The 20,217-nt window shown below is 40.7% G+C and carries 16 protein-coding genes and 1 pseudogene; 13 read left to right on the top strand and 4 right to left on the bottom strand.

What is annotated here, in order from left to right; translation table 11 throughout:
* The first annotated feature begins 5 nt into the window (after positions 1–5).
* The 4 genes and pseudogenes from kduD (at position 6) to A6M13_RS10685 (ending at position 4,919) form a co-directional block, all read left to right on the top strand.
* Entirely contained in the window at positions 6–785 is a 780-nt protein-coding gene (kduD, locus tag A6M13_RS10700) for a 2-dehydro-3-deoxy-D-gluconate 5-dehydrogenase KduD (protein WP_066545956.1), read from the top strand.
* 63 nt (positions 786–848) lie between these two features.
* Positions 849–1,688, top strand: coding sequence for a sugar phosphate isomerase/epimerase family protein (locus A6M13_RS10695; protein ID WP_066545953.1), 840 nt, complete (start codon positions 849–851; stop codon positions 1,686–1,688).
* Between the two features lie 99 nt (positions 1,689–1,787).
* Positions 1,788–2,879: pseudogene (locus A6M13_RS10690) on the top strand (ABC transporter ATP-binding protein).
* A gap of 348 nt (positions 2,880–3,227) precedes the next feature.
* Positions 3,228–4,919, top strand: coding sequence for a methyl-accepting chemotaxis protein (locus A6M13_RS10685; RefSeq protein ID WP_066545951.1), 1,692 nt, complete (start codon positions 3,228–3,230; stop codon positions 4,917–4,919).
* 507 nt (positions 4,920–5,426) lie between these two features.
* Here A6M13_RS10685 and A6M13_RS10680 read toward each other — a convergent pair.
* The 3 genes from A6M13_RS10680 to A6M13_RS10670 form a co-directional block, all read right to left on the bottom strand.
* Complete coding sequence (locus tag A6M13_RS10680) at positions 5,427–6,029, bottom strand: DUF2812 domain-containing protein (RefSeq protein ID WP_066545949.1); 603 nt, start codon at positions 6,027–6,029, stop codon at positions 5,427–5,429.
* On the bottom strand, positions 6,026–6,337 hold the full coding sequence (locus A6M13_RS10675; protein ID WP_066545947.1) for a PadR family transcriptional regulator: 312 nt from the start codon (positions 6,335–6,337) through the stop codon (positions 6,026–6,028). The genes A6M13_RS10680 and A6M13_RS10675 overlap by 4 nt, the downstream gene beginning before the upstream one ends.
* A gap of 356 nt (positions 6,338–6,693) precedes the next feature.
* Positions 6,694–7,203: a DinB family protein gene (locus tag A6M13_RS10670; RefSeq protein ID WP_066545944.1), complete on the bottom strand. Its 510-nt coding sequence runs from the start codon at positions 7,201–7,203 to the stop codon at positions 6,694–6,696.
* Positions 7,204–7,276: 73 nt separating this feature from the next.
* Here A6M13_RS10670 and A6M13_RS10665 point away from each other — a divergent pair, with 73 nt between their 5' ends.
* Positions 7,277–8,038 (top strand): IclR family transcriptional regulator, encoded by a 762-nt coding sequence (locus A6M13_RS10665; protein WP_066545941.1) that lies wholly within the window; start codon positions 7,277–7,279, stop codon positions 8,036–8,038.
* Positions 8,039–8,055: 17 nt separating this feature from the next.
* On the opposite strand, the gene A6M13_RS10660 is transcribed toward A6M13_RS10665, so the two are convergent.
* Positions 8,056–9,255: an FAD-dependent monooxygenase gene (locus A6M13_RS10660; RefSeq protein WP_066545939.1), complete on the bottom strand. Its 1,200-nt coding sequence runs from the start codon at positions 9,253–9,255 to the stop codon at positions 8,056–8,058.
* Between the two features lie 274 nt (positions 9,256–9,529).
* Here A6M13_RS10660 and A6M13_RS10655 point away from each other — a divergent pair, with 274 nt between their 5' ends.
* The 8 genes from A6M13_RS10655 (at position 9,530) to A6M13_RS10620 (ending at position 20,176) form a co-directional block, all read left to right on the top strand.
* Complete coding sequence (locus tag A6M13_RS10655) at positions 9,530–10,483, top strand: fumarylacetoacetate hydrolase family protein (RefSeq protein WP_066545937.1); 954 nt, start codon at positions 9,530–9,532, stop codon at positions 10,481–10,483.
* 88 nt (positions 10,484–10,571) lie between these two features.
* Complete coding sequence (locus tag A6M13_RS10650; RefSeq protein ID WP_066545934.1) at positions 10,572–11,699, top strand: cupin domain-containing protein; 1,128 nt, start codon at positions 10,572–10,574, stop codon at positions 11,697–11,699.
* Between the two features lie 334 nt (positions 11,700–12,033).
* On the top strand, positions 12,034–13,824 hold the full coding sequence (locus tag A6M13_RS10645; protein ID WP_066545931.1) for a carbon starvation CstA family protein: 1,791 nt from the start codon (positions 12,034–12,036) through the stop codon (positions 13,822–13,824).
* A 223-nt stretch (positions 13,825–14,047) separates the two neighbouring features.
* Positions 14,048–14,932 (top strand): hypothetical protein, encoded by an 885-nt coding sequence (locus A6M13_RS10640; protein ID WP_066545928.1) that lies wholly within the window; start codon positions 14,048–14,050, stop codon positions 14,930–14,932.
* A gap of 256 nt (positions 14,933–15,188) precedes the next feature.
* A complete protein-coding gene (locus A6M13_RS10635; protein ID WP_066545925.1) occupies positions 15,189–15,998 on the top strand; it encodes an SAM-dependent methyltransferase in 810 nt (269 codons plus the stop codon).
* Positions 15,999–16,156: 158 nt separating this feature from the next.
* A complete protein-coding gene (locus tag A6M13_RS10630) occupies positions 16,157–17,458 on the top strand; it encodes an NCS2 family permease (RefSeq protein ID WP_066545923.1) in 1,302 nt (433 codons plus the stop codon).
* 149 nt (positions 17,459–17,607) lie between these two features.
* Positions 17,608–18,159, top strand: coding sequence for a hypothetical protein (locus tag A6M13_RS10625; RefSeq protein ID WP_066545921.1), 552 nt, complete (start codon positions 17,608–17,610; stop codon positions 18,157–18,159).
* A gap of 457 nt (positions 18,160–18,616) precedes the next feature.
* Positions 18,617–20,176: a methyl-accepting chemotaxis protein gene (locus A6M13_RS10620; RefSeq protein ID WP_066545919.1), complete on the top strand. Its 1,560-nt coding sequence runs from the start codon at positions 18,617–18,619 to the stop codon at positions 20,174–20,176.
* Positions 20,177–20,217: the final 41 nt, after the last annotated feature.

Genomic DNA, 20,217 nt, shown 5'->3' with positions numbered 1-20,217 from the left:
ATTTGATGACAACGTTAGCGCAATTTTCACTAGATTATTTTTCACTACAAGGAAAAGTTGCCATTGTTACAGGTGGTAATACGGGGTTAGGCCAAGCATATGCCTATGCTTTAGCAAAAGCTGGAGCGGATGTATTTATCGTCACACACGGCACAAACTGGGCAGAAACAGAAGAACTATTAGCACCGCTAAATCGAGGTGTACAATTTTACCAAGCTGATTTATCAGACGAAACCCACATTGATGGCATTGTCGACGCATGTGTGAACGCATTTGGTCGCATCGATATTTTAGTCAATAATGCGGGAACGATTCGCCGTGCACCGCTTCTTGACTACAAAAAAGAGGATTGGCAAGCCGTGATGGACTTAAACTTACACTCGGTGTATTACTTAAGCCAAGCCGTTGCAAAAGTGATGGTGCCACAAAAGAGCGGGAAAATCATTAATATTGCGTCGATGCTCTCCTATCAAGGCGGTAAGTTTGTACCACCGTACACAGCGAGTAAGCATGGGGTTGTCGGTTTAACGAAAGCCTTTGCGAATGAGTTAGCTGAGCACGGCATTCAAATTAATGCGATTGCACCAGGCTATGTCGAAACGAAAAATACCGCACCGATTCGTGAGGACGAGCAACGCTTAGCGGAAATTACAAGTCGTATTCCTGCGGCGCGTTGGGCAACACCTGAAGATTTAATGGGTACAGTTGTCTTTTTAGCAAGTCGTGCATCGGATTATATGAATGGGCATACGGTTGCTGTTGATGGCGGCTGGTTGGCACGTTAATAGAAGAAAAGCTGTCTCAGACAATTGTCTAAGACAGCCTTTTTCATAGAGGAGGAAAAATATATGACAATTCAATTAGGGATACGTGGGCATGATGTGAAAGCACCAACATTTGCGGACACTGCAGCACGCATTCATGACATGGGCTTTTCATACATGCAACTTGCACTCGTAAAAACATTGCCCAATTTTGAGGCAACACCGGCATCATTAACACAGCAGCTTACGACATTTATTACCGATACACTCGCACCACATAACATTCAGATTGCAGTGCTCGGCTGTTATATTAACGTCATTCATCCAGATAGAGATGAGCGTCAGCGCCAACTTGATTATTTTAAAGCGCATTTACACTTTGTGAAGCAGTTAAATGGGCGCATCGTTGGCACAGAAACAGGTAGCGTTATTCCGAACTTAGGCTATAGTACACGTAATTATGAGGAAGAGGCATATCAGGACGTGGTACGTAGTGTAGCGCAGCTTGTTGAAGTGGCAGAACGTGAGCAAACGATTGTCGGCATTGAAGGCGGTATTAATCATCCACTACATACACCGGCGCATATGGCTCGTATTTTACGAGATTTACAGTCACCTGCTGCGAAGATCATTTATGACCCGGCAAACTTCTTACATGACGGGAATTATACGTCACAGCAAGCACTTGTTGAGGAAGCGCTACAACTTTTTGGGGATGATATTGTGGCCGTGCATGCGAAGGATTTTATTGTGCATCCATCACTGCATTTTGTACCGGTTGGGAGTGGGCAAATGCGCTATCATACGTTATTTGCGCATATGAAAACGTCGATGCCGCATGTACCCGTATTACTTGAAAATACGCAGCACCCACATATTGAACCGGCATCTGCGTATTTACGTGAACAATGGGCAAATGCGTAAATAAAAAAATTTTAAACAATTGTCTAAAAATTTTGCATTCTTTTTGAAAGCGTTTTCTATTATGCTGACTGTAGGAACATTAACAAGGGGGATGACCGCATGGCGCAGTTGAAATTAAATAATATTAACAAAGTATATGATAATAAAGTAACCGCTGTAAGTGACTTTAACTTACATATTGATGACAAAGAATTTATCGTATTTGTTGGGCCATCTGGGTGTGGGAAATCGACCACGCTACGGATGATTGCAGGGTTAGAGGAAATTTCAACAGGTGATTTTTATATTGACGAACGCCGTGTCAATGAAGTAGCACCAAAGGACCGTGATATCGCGATGGTATTCCAAAATTACGCGTTATATCCACATATGACTGTTTATGATAATATCGCATTTGGCTTGAAGCTGCGCAGAGTATCAAAGGAAGAAATTGAGCGCCGCGTACAGGAAGCAGCCAAAATTTTAGGCTTAGAGGAGTATTTAAAACGAAAGCCAAAAGCACTTTCAGGTGGTCAGCGTCAACGTGTGGCGTTAGGTCGTGCCATCGTACGTAGATGCTAAAGTATTCTTAATGGATGAGCCATTATCAAATTTAGATGCGAAATTACGTGTGCAAATGCGCGCTGAAATCGTCAAATTACATCGACGCCTTGGCACAACAACGATTTATGTGACCCATGATCAGACAGAAGCAATGACGATGGCAAGTCGCATCGTTGTGATGAAAGACGGTGTCATTCAACAGGTCGGCGCACCGAAATATATTTATGATTACCCTGAAAATATTTTCGTAGCCGGCTTCATCGGCTCACCAGCGATGAACTTTTTACGCGCAACCGTGGAGCATAACACGGTCACAATTGGACAACAAACAATTCAGTTAACACAACAGCAAACAGATATGTTAACAGCACAAGGGTATCAAGAGAAGGAAGTGGTGTTAGGTATTCGTCCAGAAGATTTCACCGTAAATGATCCTGACGTACACGAAAACACATTTCATGTACTAGTCGATGTCGCAGAATTAACAGGTTCTGAAACGATGTTATACACAAACTTTGAAGATGATGCGATCGTTGCAACGTGGATGCACAGTTACAAATTGAAGCCGGTCAAACAATTACGATTGGCTTTACGATGGACAAGGTACATTTCTTTGACCCGACAACAGAAATTCGCATTCGCGCATAAACATAATGTTACTAGCTATGTACGCAGCATATCTGCGTATATAGCTTTTTTTAACGTGAAAATCGATATTAACATTGATCCTAACAAAATGTATACAAGACTGGACGAATTATATATATCTATATACTCGTTTAGAGCGTTAAACATTGTACAAAAATAATGCTATTTGTTCTAAATATTATTTTTTTGTAAAAATAGATGTAAATATGCCGAAGTACCATAAGGGGATTGTGATAGAAAAGTCATTATATTGAATAGACTAAAAGTTTTGCGATGCAGTCGTTTTGCATGAAAATGATATAGAGGAACGGAATATAGGAGGGAAGCTACATAAAGTAGCGGTTACACATGAATATAAAACAAAAATTATTTTTAAGCTTTGGGAGTTCCATCCTATTGTTTATTAGTTTAGCAACATTTGCGGTATTTCAATTACAAAAAATAAGTGATGAGTATACATATTTACTTGAAGACCGTGCGTATAAAGTTATCGAAGCAACAAAAATCCAAAATGCGACATCGTTACAAGGTTTATCGATTCGCTCATACGTGTTGCGTCAAGATGAGGAGGAACTTGCAGCCATTGATGAGCAGCGCGAGTTTATTTTAACGACATTAGAGAAAATTGAGCCGTTATTTGTCGTACCAGAGATGAGAGCAGAACTTGATACATTACAGCAATTAGAAATAGCTTATACGACATATGTCGATAATGTCATTGCTGATGTACAAGCAGGCAATATCGAGCGTGCGACCGCAACATTATTTGACAAAGCTGTACCAACAAATGACGCCATCCAAGCATCAATTGAAAACATCGTGACTTTCCAATCAGGTGAAATGGATAAAACAGGTGAAAATACGCTGGCAGCAGCAGCGACAACACAGTTTATGTTAATTGCACTAGCGATTATCGGTACAATTATTGCAGCAGTTCTTTCATATCGGATTGTGCGTAATATTTCTGTACCACTCGCGCAAGTGACACACGCAGCGAATGTTATTGCATCTGGTGATTTACGCCAAGCAGCGCTTACTGTTCAAACAAACGATGAGTTGCAAACGTTAGCGACAGCATTCAATACGATGCAAACGAATGTAGCAGATGTCGTCAAAACCGTTTCAGCGAATGTCATGAATACAACGGCAGCAGCTGAGCAACTAGCCGCAAGTACCGATGAGGTATCGGTTACATCACAAGCAGTTGCTGCACATATGGAAAAAATCGCACAAGCAGCGAATCAGTCCGCAATGATGGGCAATGACTGTGCGATTGCAACCGATGACAGCGCGCAAGGTGTCGCACGTATTGCCGAAGCATCACACCAATTACAAGAGCGTGCGTTAGTGATGCAACAAACGGCAACAGATGGCAGTACGACATTGCAAACAGCGAAGCAACAAATGGCAATTATTCAAGAAACCTCATATGAAACAAAAGCGCGCATTGAACAATTACATGCGCAATCAACCGAAATTGAGCAAATGACAAAGGTGATTACCGATATTACAGACCAAACAAATTTACTTGCACTGAATGCAGCGATTGAAGCGGCACGTGCAGGCGAGCATGGCAAAGGCTTTGCCGTTGTTGCTGATGAAGTTCGTAAGTTAGCGGAGCAATCGAAACAATCAGCGACACAAATTGTGTCATTAACAGCAATCATTCAACAAGAGACAAAAGCGGTTGCTGAAAGTGTTGATGCGACGGTGCAAAGCATTGATGAAGGTGTCACATATGTTGGCAGTGCGCAACAGTCCTTTACACATATTGAAACCGAAATTAATGAAATGACTGCGCATATTCAAGAAGTATCTGCGTCTGCAGAAGAAATGACCGCAAGTACTGAAGAAGTCGCGGCATCTGTAAATGACATGGCAACCGGGGCACAACAGGCGTCCGATGCATGCCAAACCGTTCTTGCAGCAGTCGAAGAACAAAATGCAACGATGCAAGAAATTCATGCCGTTGCCCAAGTATTAACGACAGAAGCATTACAAACACAACAACAAATACGCCAGTTCCGTGTTACGGAATAAACATGTGCTTGACTAAAAACTGCCCTCTTATAAAGAAGGGGGCAGTTTTTTTGTATTTTATCGGTTGCGGATTCATGCATGCTGCTTAAGTATATTAGCTATAATTCCTTGAAAACTGCTCAGCACACATGAAAAGTAGCACGCGTAGTGATGAGCCAAAATCATCCAGTATGTATGTGATATATTTCCCGATAATATTTTCAAATTTGGCAGTCGTTCTAGCAATCGATATTGCCGAATTATTCGGAGGATTTTTACATCCATTAGTAAACGGTGAATGATCGGAGCAATTTGATAGTCAAACATCATTATTTGTCGCAACTAGAGCGGCTATGCGCGCATTTTTTATGACATGCTTTTTTTAAGAAGCTGCATGCTATATGTAGCCGACCAAAAAATCCTCACAGAAAAAAGGTAACGACGACCTAAAAACAACCTTGTCAAATATCTGCAGCAAGGTTGTTTTAATATTAATATTGAAGTCAACAATAATATTAAATAAGCATTTTATGAGCGGTGTTTCTTTAAATGCTTCGTATAATTCATATAGGTACGTAGGAAGAAGAAACCTGCAACGATCATAAACCAAGGCGAGAAGAAGCGAACAAGCGCAAATGGTAATTCAAATAAAAAGGCACTTATAAAAGCACTTCCTTCTTTGTTCCATAAGCCAGGTGTTAAAAAGGCAGACTGAATATTAAAGAAATTGGACATGTCATCGACGAAAATAATCGCGAGCACAAAAAAGAATGTCGTGTATAAGCTGTAGTACTGTGTTAAACGTTGTAAATATAATTTTTCAGAGTCGTGGTCAGAAAATAATTCGTCCTCCCGACTTGCGGGGCTACGCCAATAATGTAAATGTTGCCACTGTGAGCCATCAATATAGTGCCAGCCGAGCTCTTCATGAAATTGTTTATAATGCTCAAAGGCTTTTTTAGACGAAAAGCTTTGACAGTCGATACGGATGGCGCGGTTTGTATCGGCGGTGCGTGTAAAGGAATACACTTGGAACATATTTTTTCGCGTTACTTCATAGCCAAGACGCATCCATTCATTCAGCCAAGCTTCTTCTTTTGTGGCGTCCGTAAATAACTTAAACTTTTTCATAAAATCCCTCCTTCATATAATGACACAATATGTTGTAAACGTTGGCGTTCTTGTTCCAAAATAGCAAGTCCTTCATCGGTAATGTGATACACTTTGCGGCGCGGGTCATCAGAGGGTACTTGGACAATCCAGTCATATTTCAATAAATTTTCAACCGCTCCGTATAGTGTCCCAGCAGCAATGCGTACGTCACCATGACTCATATGTTCAACTTGTTGCATAATAGCATATCCGTGAAGCGGCTCACGAAGTGCCAGCAAAATATAGTGCATCGTTTCTGTTAACGGGAGTAGCTTATGTTTTTTCATCGCATTTGTCCTTTCTATGTTGTTACACTCATTATATACAGTCTAACTATACATTTCAACTATATAGTTGAAATGTATATTTTTATTTAACAGCGGATGACAAACACAAAAAATGATAGAAGAAATTTCGTGATTTTTCTTGATTTCTTCTACCATTGTATGCTCTCCAACGTATACGCATCACCGTGAGCATGCTACTGTGCGTCAGCATAATATGAAAATGTTAAATAACGATGATGCGAACGTTCTTTCACAAGAAAAAAGAGCGCAGTCGGCACCTGCGCTCTTTCGTTTTTTATATAAACATTTATAAGGGTAAGGGATGGATGTACGAATCAGGGGGGATGCGTACAAAATTAAGCGTTTGTAAGTTGTTTTACTTTATCGATGTGTCGTTCAAGTTGACCAACGTGACCCGCCACATGTTTAATAATTAAATGATCGATTAAAAATGATAGCGGTTTGCCATCAAAGTTTGCATTGTAGCTTGGTGCAGTTTTCTCTAAATCTGCATCTTCTACACGTACAAGTGCTTCTTTTACAAGAGGGATGAGTGCTTGTAAATCAGCAATAAGTCCGTCTGTTGTTAATGAAGCAATGTAATTGTCTTCCACCGCAGCAAGGCGACGAACGTGTTCATGGTTACGTCCCCATTTTGCGCCTGGTACAACAAGTAATGCTTCTAAATCAGTTACCCAAAAGCGTACAGCTTCTACAACATGGCTAGCGATTTGGAATGCAGACCACTCCGCTGGGGATGGCTGTTGACGCAGTGTTGCTTCAGGTGTGGATTGGAATGTTTGTGTGAACGTAGCAATGCTTTGTTCAAATTGTTCGATATTCGTTGTAAACTGTGCATAAGTCATAAAAAAACCTCTTTCCTCATAGTATCATTGTCTGAATATGGTATAGTTTTAAAAAAGAAAGGATGATTGTGGTATGTCAACAAGTACAACGATTGGGTCACTCGCACAAGGCATCGACATTATCGATGTCGTCGCTAAAAGTGACGAACCGCTAAAATTTACGGATATTCAAGAAGCAACAGGAATTTCCAAAAGTAATTTGTATAAATACTTGAATACATTGACACAGCTTGGTCTCTTATACCGCGACCAAAAGCGTGGTTATTTTTCACTCGGCTATAAGTTTTTAGAATACGGCACAGTAGCGATGCAAAATACAGATTTCATCGGGCGTTTAACACCGTACTTTAAAGAAATTAGCAAAATGACGAATATGTCCACGCTGCTTGCAACATGGGTCAATGATACACCGGTCATTACAAATATTTGGAACACCAATTACGGCTTAAATATCGGTGCACAAGTTGGGACAAAGTTACCGCTCAATTCGGCAACCGGGAAAATGTTTGCGGCATACGCGAATTCATTTGAAGTGCTGAATTGGATTGAGCGTGAACAGCAAACAATTGTAGGGTTCGACGTTGCGGCATTCCAAAAAGAATTAAAGCAAATTCGCGCGCAGCAAGTCGTACTTGCATATGAACCGCTTGTGAAACATGTATCATCGGTGAGTTTCCCCGTATTTAACTTCCAAAAAGAGCTTGTTTGTGTCTTTGCGGTCGTTGGCTTTAGTGAAGATGTGCCAGACGACGTACAAGATGAACACATTCAACGTCTTTGTGCGATGAGTCGCGAAATGTCTGCCATTTTCGGTTACATAGAAGAAGAGGCGTAATGCTCTTCTTCTTTTTTTTATGCGTTTACTTTTTCTTGACGTTTGTTGAAGTAGCTGTATAAGAAATCTGCTACTTCATAGCTCTTCGCTGTATGTTGTGCAAAAATCGTGTTGCGCAGTAATGTTGTAATATCATCTTCAGCGTGTAAAATTTCTCCCCATTTACGTGCAGATGTTTGGACATTGGCAGTACGTGGTTGACGTTCTTGTTGGTACGCTACGAATGCTTCGTTATAGCTTGATGCGTCTTGTAATGATTCTGCTAATACAAGAGAATCTTCTAATGCTTGTGCAGCGCCTTGTGCTAAGTATTGTAGCATTGGGTGTGCCGCGTCGCCAAGTAATGTTACATTGCCATCTGTCCAGTTCTCGATTGGTAGACGGTCAAACATCGGCCAGCGGAATTGTGTTGAAATAAACTCAAGTGCTCGTTCTACTAATGGGTGCGCTCCTTCAAAACGCTTCGCCATTTCTTCTGGTGTACCCCAGTCGCCTTCTGGTTTATAGTCGTATGTTTTGAATACAACGACTTGGTTATATAGCTCACCACGACGTACTGGGTATTGTACTAAGTGTAAGTTTGGCCCAATCCACATAATTACGTCATCTAACTCAACGTCACCTGTTGCTGACATTTCTTCCATAGGAATCGTTCCACGGTATGCTACATATTCTGAACAAATGGGCTCATCTTGTGAGAAATGTTTACGAATATTTGATTTTAAACCATCTGCACCAATAACGGCTTCAGCGCTAAATGATTCCCCGTTTTGGTTGACAACACTTACTGAACCATCTTGTTGCTCTACTTTTTGTACAACTTGGTTATTTAAAAATGTGATATTGCCGTTTGCTTGACATGCTTCATATAAAGAACGGTGTAAATCTGAACGGTGTAATACGATATATGGCTGACCGAAGTGTGCTTGGAAATCTTCCGTTAAATCAAGTACCGCTAATTCTTTTGCTGTGTATACATCTTTTAATACTAAACGTTTTGGTAATACGGCTGCTTTTAATACTTCTTCTTTTACGCCTAATTGGTCTAACACGTGTAGTGCGTTTGGTGCAAGCTGGATACCTGCGCCCACTTCTCCAAATTGCGGTGCTTGCTCAAGTACGGCAACAGTTTTATCTGTTTTTTTCGTAATGGCAAGAGCAGCTGCTAAACCACCAATTCCTCCACCGACTACGATTACATTGCTAAGTTGTTCCATTTCATAACCCCTCCATTTTTTAATTCTACATATAGAGAACTAAGTTCCTTAAATTGAAATTTACATGAAAACGCACTCATTTGTCAACAAAAATTATAATTTTCTAACAATATTTCGGTTTGATGATTAAGCGCTGTAAAAATCATTTAATAGTAGAAAAAAAGTTGTTCATTGATTTTTCTGAAAAAAGTTGACTTTCTAGGTTGTTGTATATTACATTAAATCTATAAATAGAGAACAAAGTACTCTAAAACGATAAGGGGTGTCCGAGAGCATGAAATTAATCAACTATACATTTAACGGAACAACACGCGCAGCTGCGTTAGTAGAGGAGCAAGTAATCGACTTAAACTTAGCATACGAGGCGAAGTTAGTAGCAGAAGGCGAATACCGTGCAAAAGAAATTGCACATGCCTTCGTACCAGCAACAACAGATGAATTATATCAAGGTGGACAAAAATCATTACAACTTGCTGATGAAGCGGTAGCATTCATTTTAGAAAACCCACAAGCATCAAAACAACAAGCGATTTTCGCACGTGAAGATGTAAAAATTGAAGCGCCAGTATTAAACCCAGGCAAAATTATTTGTGTTGGTCATAACTACCGCGAACACATTTTAGAAATGGGTCGTGAATTACCAACACATCCAGTTATTTTCGCAAAATTTGCGAACACAATCTTAGGGCCAGACGACGATATTCCGTTCTACCCAATCTCAGAGCAATTAGACTACGAAGCAGAATTCACATTCGTTGTCGGTAAACAAGCGCGTAATGTATCAGAAGAAGATGCACTTGATTACGTAGCAGGGTACACAATTACGAATGATGTAACATACCGCGACATTCAGCGCCGTACATTACAGTGGTTACAAGGGAAAACAGTAGATGGTTCAGCGCCAATGGGTCCTTACCTAGTAACAGCTGATGAATTACAAGATCCATCAGGTTTAGATGTTGTGTTAACAGTAAACGGTGAAGTTCGCCAAAAAACAAACACAGCGAACTTAGTATTCTCTGTACAAAAGTTAGTAGCGTTCTTATCAAACTTAATGACATTAGAGCCAGGTGATGTTGTATTAACTGGTACGCCAGGTGGAGTAGGTGTAGCAATGACACCACCGACATTCTTAAAAGATGGCGATGTTGTACGTATTGAGATTGATAAAGTAGGCGCACTTGAAAATAAAGTAGCGACAGTAAAAGAAGCAGTACCAACAGCGTAAGGAAATTTAAGAAGCGCGTTACACCATCAGAATTTGACAAATGGTGTAGCGCCTCTTTCTACACAGATATGAAAAGGAGCGATGTATGATGGCAGGTCCAATGTCACCAGAAGTAGCACAATTTATGAAAAGTCAACTTGTAACCGATTTCAAAAATGATATTGCGGAGTACAACTTAGGACCACTTTGGGAAGCGATTCCAGAAATTATGCATAAAACGCCAAAGCCACAAGCAGAAGCATATTTATGGTCAAGTGAATTACTAGAGAAGAAAATGGGCGAGGCAGCACAAATTTTCACACCAGACCGTGGTGGTGAACGTCGTGCGATTTACTTCCAAAATCCAGGCTTAACATACCGTAAACCATGGGGCTGGGGCTCAACAACACAAACAATTTACGCGGCGATTCAGATGCTACAACCAGGCGAAAAAGCACCGTCTCACCGTCACTCACAATCTGCGTTACGCTTTATTTCAAAAGGGTCAGGCGCTTATACAATCGTACAAGGTGAGCGTATTTTCATGGAAGAAGGCGACTTCTTAATTACGCCAAAAAACTTATGGCACGGCCATGAGCATGTAGGTACAGAACCAATGTTATGGATGGACGCGCTTGATATTCCAACACTTTACGGCATCGGTGGTACATTCTTTGAACCGTATGCAGATGGCTTAGAGCAACCAGGTGTACCTGATAACTTTACTGAACAACGTTACCGCGGTGGTATGGTACGTCCAGTAGGCGATGATAAATTTACCGTTGCACCACTTGCAAACTATAAATGGGACCGTACTGTTGATGGCATTAAAGGCTTAATGGCCTTCGATCCAGACCCACATCACGGCTTTGCAGTAGAATATATCAACCCATCAACAGGTAAATCAGCGAACCCAACACTTGGGACACGTATGCAACACTTACCAGCTGGCATGCATACAAAAGCATTGCGTCATACGCACTCAACGGTTTACCATGCGCATAAAGGAGAAGGTTACACGGTTATTAACGGTGTGCGCTTCGACTGGAAAGCCGGTGACTACTTCGTTGTACCAAACTGGGCTTGGTATGAGCATAAAGCAACAAAAGATGCGTACCTATTCTCAGTGAACGATATTCCGATTATGGATCGCTTCGAGCTTGAGCAAGTACAAGCATATGACGAGCAAAACGGTCACCAAACGATTACAGGCGAATTTAAAGCGGACTTCCGCTAATGAATTGAATATGTGCAAACGAGCGATTTCTATAGTGCTATATAGAAATCGCTCGTTTTTTTGTGTGGCTTTGTATCGCGGAGAAAACGATTTGTCAAGAAATTATACCGAGGAATTTTGCTGTATAACTGACGAAAAAGACTGCAAAAATAAGAAAATAGCAGTGCTTAATGTTGTGCTATAACAGATTTTGATTGTAAACAAAGCGTTATGTTTACAAAAATTATTCAGATGTGTATTGTTCTATAGCAATAATTGTGCTACTATTGTGAAAAATTAGTATATGCCATAATTTGTACATATTTTGACATGAATATGAAGGAGGAATTACATAATGAATGCCATTACACTTGTAATTGGTGCCATCTGTGTACTGACAATTGCGTATCGTTTATATGGTATTTTCTTCACAAAGAAAGTATTAAAAATTAACGACGATCGCCCAACGCCAGCACACGAAAAAAACGATGGTAAAGACTATGTACCAACGAATAAATGGGTTGCCTTTGGTCACCACTTTGCGGCAATCGCAGCAGCAGGTCCATTAGTAGGTCCTATTTTAGCTGCACAGTTCGGGTATTTACCCGGTTATTTATGGTTATTAATCGGTGCCGTTATCGGTGGTGCCGTGCATGACGCTGTTGTGTTATTTGCGTCAATGATGAAAGGCGGTAAATCGTTATCGGAAGTAATGCGTGAGGAGCTTGGTCCAGTTGCTGGTTTCTGTACGGGGTTAGCGATGTTATTTATCATCACGATTACAATGGCGGGTCTTTCAATGGTTATTTTAGGCGCATTAGCCGATAATCCGTGGGGGACATTCGCCGTTGCCGCAACGATTCCAATTGCGATGTTAATGGGAGTTATTACACGGACAACAGGTAATTTAAAATTGTCTACCGCAATCGGTGTCGGACTATTAATCCTTGCCGTATTCTCAGGGCCATATATTCAAGGTACATGGCTTGGTGAAGTTTTAACATTAGACAGAGAAGCACTATCATTAATTTTACCAATTTATGCATTCTTCGCGGCAGCATTACCAGTATGGTTCTTATTAGCACCGCGTGATTACTTATCAAGCTTTATGAAAATCGGTGTATTCATCGCCTTAATCGTTGGGGTATTCATCATTAACCCAACAATTCAATTCCCAGCGATTATTCCTGACTTCTTAGGTGGTGGCGGTCCAATCGTAGCAGGTCCAGTATGGCCGTTCGTATCGATTACTATTGCATGTGGTGCGATTTCTGGTTTCCACGCATTTGTCGGTTCAGGAACAACACCAAAAATGATTAACCGTTGGGAAGATATTCGCGTTGTTGGTTTCGGCGCCATGTTAGTAGAGTGTGTCGTAGCGGTGATGGCGTTAATCGCTGCAACGGTATTACACCCAGCCGATTACTTCGCGATTAACTCAACGCCAGAAGTTTTCGCAACATTAGGAATGACCGTAGTCGATTTGCCGGCGCTTTCTGAAGCAATTGGTATGGACTTAGAAGGACGTACGGGTGGTGCAGTAACACTTGCCGTTGGTATGGCCGCCATCTTTGCGGGCGTTGAATGGTTTAGCCATTTAACAAGTTACTTCTATCAATTTGTTATTATGTTCGAAGCGGTATTTATTTTAACAGCAATCGATGCTGGTACACGTACAGCTCGTTACTTAATCCAAGATTTCTTAGGCAATGTGTATAAGCCACTAAAGAAAACTGACTGGATGCCAGGCGCAATCGGAGCAAGTGCGCTCGCTTGTATTATGTGGGGGTATTTATTAAATTCAGGAGACATCGCTTCGGTTTGGGCACTGTTCGGCGTATCGAACCAATTAATGGCCTCAATCGGTTTAGTATGTGGTGTCACATTCGTCTTAAAAATTGCCGACAAACGCATTTATGCCTTAACATGTTTCGTGCCACTTGTTTACTTATACATTACAGTAAACGTAGCTGGCTTCTGGATGGTTAAAAACGTCTACTGGAACGGCGATGCGGGCGGCTTCAACGTATTAAACGGTGTGTTATCTGTCATCATGCTGACACTCGGTTTAATTATCGTCATTACATCTGTATTGAAATGGCGCGAGCTTTGGGCACACCCACGCTTCAAAAAGCAAGCGGTATAAACGAAGAGCGATATGAGGAACCCCCCACCCGATAATTTTCGGGTGGGGGGTTTTTAATGCTATCTATTTTCAGCTTTTTTTATATGATAATTCCTAAGTTCCAACAAAAACAGCTTCGGCATTTCCCGAAAGCTGTTTTTTTATGCGTAAATTTGGGAATACGCTACGTAAATAGATGTAGTCGGGCGTAATATGTGAATCTAAATAAAAGGAGGATGTCATAATGCGTAAATATGCAGTAATGGTCGGGGCAGTACTCATGTTAGTCGCATGTAATGAGCAGGTAAATGAAGAAACGATAAAACCAACGCCAGTAACGGATACAGCTGCAACAGAACCAGTTGGAGGGGAGACGAGTGAGACAAGAGAGTCAGAAGGAAGAGATGACGAACAGGTCGTGATACCAGAGCCACAAATGGACGAGGAAGATGTTGAGGTAAGCGACGAAGTGGACGAGCCACAAGAAAGCGTGTCACAGGAAAATGTCACAGAAGACGAGCTACTTATGTGGATTTATAAAATGGAAGATTGGTCAGGCTATTCGTCGTTACTACGTATTGAAAATGTTTATGACGATGAGCAATTAAATACGATGACACAACAAGAAACGACGTATGTGTGGATGCCGGAGCAATTATATACAGTGACACAACATGCGGGGATAAGCACTACACTCATTGAACAATATATGACCGAAGAAGAAGCGTACGAGCGACTGAATTTAGATGAATGGCTACCATTAGAAGGAGAACGTGCTTATAGCCCACTTCCTGCAAAAATGTCCTTTTTTGAACTAATGTTGGAGTCTTCTGCCTATACGGTCGAGCAACAAAATGAGGCTGCACACGTAACATTTACGGTACAGCCTGATAATATCGCATATGTATATGCCATGTTACAGCGTGCATTTAATATCCAAATGGACGAGACAGTAACTGCAGAGGATATTTATGCGGAATTTCATTATGAGGACCGCTTCTTACAACAATATAAAATTACGGTAGATTTCGACGCAGCAGAAGATGATATGCCCAAGGAGCTAGTGATTGACGAGGCGTTTACCGATATGAATCAAGTAGAAGCGTTACCAGCACGCGATACGTTGTAGTATGTCATTAACGTAATATAACACTAAAGCGCCTGTACATGGAAGATTATGTACAGGCTCTTTAGTAGTGAGTGATTTCTTTTTGTTGCGGCAACGGCTTGCAAAGAATCCAGCAAGTATGCGTATGGCACAGCCCAGCGTTGTTACGGTGGGGAAGTTATGAAAAGTGACGTCCATTATTAAAGGAAGCTACGGCAAATTAACGTGTAAATGCCGTGCTATAATACATGTAGATGAACGATAAAGGAGTCTACACATGGAACATGATATTCAGCAATTTATGGCAACATACGGTCTTTATGAAGGGAACGATATTCAAGCAACACAGCTCCGCCACCGCTTCGCATTAGTCGATGCTTTCCACATTACTGAAGGGATGCGCGTATTAGAAATCGGCTGTGGGCAAGGCGATACAACAATGGCACTTGCGAAAGCAGTCGGTGAAGCGGGACATGTGACGGCGATTGATATTGCGCGCGGCGATTATGGTGCACCGATGACGTTACAGCAAGCGCATGATGTGATTACTGCTTCCACATTAGGGGAGCGCATTACATTTTTTCTAGAAACGGACTTTTTAACGATGGAAGCAGATGATTATGACGTTATTGTCTTGTCACATTGTTTATGGTACTTTACATCGCGTGAACAGTTATCTGCCTATTTTGCGAAAATGGCACAGCTATCTGCACGTATTTGCATTGCAGAATGGGATTTAGCCTTTACATCGCTTGCACAGCGCAACCATTTTTGTGCGGTGTCCATTTTAGCCTTATATTCAGCATTTATTGAAAATGATGGCAATATTCAGCAGCTTTTCGGGAAGTCTGACATACGTGCGATTGCCGAACAACACGGGCTCATATGTCAGCACACGCAAACGGTTGATGCTTCTTATTTACAAGACGGAGCATGGGAAAAGGATTATGCTACACATGTTTTACCGGAGTTTACAGTAGCGCCTACAAGCATTCAGGCACTCGTACAGACGTATGCAGATGTAATGAATGAAACAGAGGACACAGCATCATTGAATAGCTTTGTTTTGCAATTTCAAGCATTATAACGCCAATAAATGGGCGCTGATACCTATCATTTAAAGTAAGAAAATTCATATAATATAAACTTTTTACCACTTTGAAGAAAACAGTTGCAACATGCTTCGAAAACGAATAATATGTTTAATGTTCTTTAAAATGTTCGTGTTTTTGAAAGAGGTGCAAAATGTTTAACTTACAACAACATGGTACAACAGTAAAACGTGAAGTACTTGCGGGGATAACAACGTTTTTAACGATGGTATACGTTGTTATCGTCAACCCGAGTATTTTAGCAGATGCTGGTGTGCCCATTAACCAAGTATTTATGGCGACAATTATCGCTGCAATTATCGGAACATTATGGATGGGGCTTGTTGCCAATTATCCGATTGCGATAGCGCCAGGAATGGGCTTAAACGCATATTTCACGTATACGGTTGTGTTAACGTCTAACGGGGCGATTGATTATTTAACAGCATTCGGTGCTGTATTTGTCGCAGGTTTATTATTCGTGATTATTAGTTTAACACCATTCCGTGAAACATTAATTTCAGCGATTCCAAATAACTTAAAGCTAGCGATTACAGCAGGTATCGGTTTATTTATCGCCTTTATCGGTTTACGTATGTCAGGGCTTGTTGTGCAAAACGATGCCAATTTAGTGGGATTAGGCGATTTAGCTGCGCCAAGTTCATTACTAACAATTTTTGGTTTAGCTATTACAGTAGCACTGATGGCACGCAATGTGCCGGGTGGAATTTTTATCGGCATGCTCATTACCGGTATTGTCGCATTCTTTACGGGACAATTACACATTGAGCAAGTAGTAGCAACACCACATGTACCTGAAGGCATTTTAGTGTGGAATCCAATTGAGGCGATTGGTGATGTTATTGCATACGGCTTATATGGTGTAATATTCTCATTCATTTTAGTAACATTATTTGATACGACAGGTACATTAATCGGTGTCGCCAAGCAAGCTGGTTTAATGAAAGATGATACATTACCACGCGCACGTAAAGCGTTACTAGCAGACTCATTAGCAACGACAGCAGGTGCGATGGTCGGTACAAGTCCATCAACAGCATATATCGAATCTTCTGCTGGTGTTGCAGTAGGTGGTCGTACAGGTTTAACGGCAGTTGTTGTCGCAAGCTTATTTATTGTTGTTTCATTTTTCGGGCCGCTTGTCGGTGCGGTATCAGGCGTTGCCGCGATTACAGCACCAGCACTTATTATTGTTGGTAGTTTAATGATTGGTGCGGTAAAAGATATTCAGTGGCACGAAATTGACGAGGCGTTCCCAGCATTTTTAGTCGTGCTAGCAATGCCATTAACATCAAGTATTTCAACAGGAATTGCAGTTGGCTTTATTAGCTACCCATTACTTAAACTAGTGACGGGTAAATATAAACAAACACATCCTCTTATGTATGTGTTTGCTGTACTATTTGTCATTCAGCTCGTATTTTTACCTCATTAATAATCGAAAAACACAATCGACATCTGGTATGTTGATTGTGTTTTTGGTTATATAAAAGTTACTATAATTTTCTATTTTACAAAAAATATCCTATAATGAAACAAAATATAATTGGATAGGGTGTGTTAGAAATAGAAAACATCATATACTTGGCGAAGAAGTCGTATTATGTCGTAGCGGAAGAACAAATTCAAGAGTTTGAACAGCTTAATAAAACAATTAAGCACTCCCCACTCTATGTCGATTTATGTGCGAGTGTCTTACGCCCAGAATGCCAATTGTTTTTTGACTTCTATATTTATTTAACAAATGAAGATTGTTATGTAAATTACGAACGGACGTTAAATATACCGCTATACGCTTATTTAAATGAAGTTGTGAGTAAGCATCCACTTGTTAAACAATTAAAACAGCAACAACGGTTAAATAAGGAAATGCATTTAGTGATGAGCATGCAGTTAAATAAAACACTTCAGTATGTATTGCGTGATATTTTAGTTGAGATGAACATACCATTGCCACAAGTTATTGAAGCGATTACACGTTTAGAAGAAATGCCGCAGCACGAGCAAAGTGCGGAATTTATTTATTTGCAAGCGGAAGTGATGCGTGCATTAAAGGCACGATTTCAAAATGAAGCGTATTTAAGCACATGTATTAATGCGGCGATTTCAGATGCGAAAGCGTTTCAGTATTTATAAATGACGGATCTTATATGGCGTATAGTATTTTATGATGTCATCATCCATAAAAAGTACTAATTAGTAAGCTAGCTCCCGACAATCATTACCATGTCGAGGGCTATTTTTTATTCGCGCAGGGTGTTGGAGTTTTCTCATAATAAACAACTGTCTACATAATCAAGGCCTAGGTGAACGGTGCTGTTTATGAGTATGCTACCAAATTCAATAAAATGGTAAAAATATAATAAATAAAACTGCTTGTATTTTATATTTGTGTGCTAAAAAAACTATTATAGAACTTTAAATTTCAAATATTGTATCTTTCATTTCAAAATATATGTCGTTTGTTTTATATTGTATTTTTTTATAAGTAGTTGTGGTAGAATAGCCTCAACTTAAAGCGTGTAGGAACATTTTCGTAAGCCATTTCAACAGGCGAAGAGAATACCTATATCGATATGACAGGAGAGTATTTATGAAAAAGCAGTTCGTTCAAAACCGTTTATTGTTGGTTATTGCGACGATTATGTCAAGCCTTGCAATCGTGGTGTTCGTACTTCACCGCCACTTTGGATTTTTAGAGGAACAAATTATAGCAGCGAAAGGACAAGCGCAGTCGGGTGGTACACTTGGTCCAATTATCTTTTTACTAGCAATGATGAGCTTATGCAATGTATGTGCAATCTATGCGTGTCGTCGTCAAAAGTCACAAACCTTTATTCGCTGGAGCATTACGCTCACACTTGTAATGAGTAGTATTGCCATGATTGCAGCAGGAGATGGGCTTGTTGAGTACCACTTCTCGATTTTCGTCGTCATTTTATTTATTTCGATGTTTCAACAAATCAATTTAATCATTGGTGCAGCAAGTATTTTTGCGGTGCATCATGTTGGTGGCTTTTTCTTTTTTCCAGAATTACTTTGTGGAACGCAAAATTATGGGTTTTCATTACTGATGATCCACGCGGTGTTTTTATTGCTGATTAGCATCGGGGCTATTCAAATGATTCGTTATACCACAGCAGCAGAAGCAGCGCATATTGCAGTAGAACAACAAGCTCAATTGCAAATTGATCATGTGATGGCTCAAATTGAACAGATGAGTGAAGAAATTAAGCAACAAGCGTCCTCATTAGATATTCAAACAGCAGATGTGTCGATTGCGAGCGAGCAAGTGCAACAAGGTATTACACGCAGTAGTGGTAATTTAGCCCAAACGTCTGAAACATTAACGGTTGTTGCGCGCAATCACGATGAGCTTGAATTACAATTACAGCATGTCGAGCAACTAGCACGTGACATTGCGATAGAAGCAAATGGCTCGGCACACTCAGCACATGATGGCGAATTAGCGCTACAAAATGTGTTAAGGCAGTATGATGTGCTTGGCGAAACATTAACGCGTTTACAAGAGCAAGTGCAGCAATTATCAACTGCCTCAGACCAAATCGCGACGAAGGTTGTAGCGATTGAGCAAGTGGCAGATCAAACGAAATTACTGGCATTAAATGCCTCGATTGAAGCGGCACGTGCAGGTGAAGCAGGGAAGGGCTTTAGCGTTGTGGCAAGTGAAATTCAGAAGCTATCGGAGCAAGCGAAAAGTTCTACCGGCTCGATTGAACAGCTAATTACAACGATTCACGCAGATGTTACCGATATTTCCACAAGCATGCAGAGCAGTTTAGCTGAAATGAAATACGGGCAACAATTGATGAGTGAGACGAAGCAAACGTTTACGCAAATTGTTGGGGCTACGGACATGATGGATATACGTACAACCGAAATTGCAGCGATTATCGCACAAGCCGTTAGCGCGATTTCGCAATTTAACGGTGTGTTCCAGCACGTTGTGAAAGATAATAATGTGCTTCATCAAGAAATGGAAGAAACAACAAGTGCTGCGAACATGCAGCTACAAGCGATGCAGCAAGTTACGCACGTGACATCAGAATTAACACGTATTGCAGAAGTACTGCAATCACTTTTACAACAGCAGGCGGCGTTAAAGCATGAACTTGTTACCGTACAACAATAACGCGAAAGAGATTGGGACAAAAAGAAATATCCTTCAGCAAT

The sequence above is a fragment of the Caryophanon tenue genome, assembly GCF_001700315.1.
Taxonomy (GTDB): domain Bacteria; phylum Bacillota; class Bacilli; order Bacillales_A; family Planococcaceae; genus Caryophanon; species Caryophanon tenue.
Note: the sequence above shows the minus strand (reverse complement) of the source record. Positions and strands in the feature narration are given on the sequence as shown.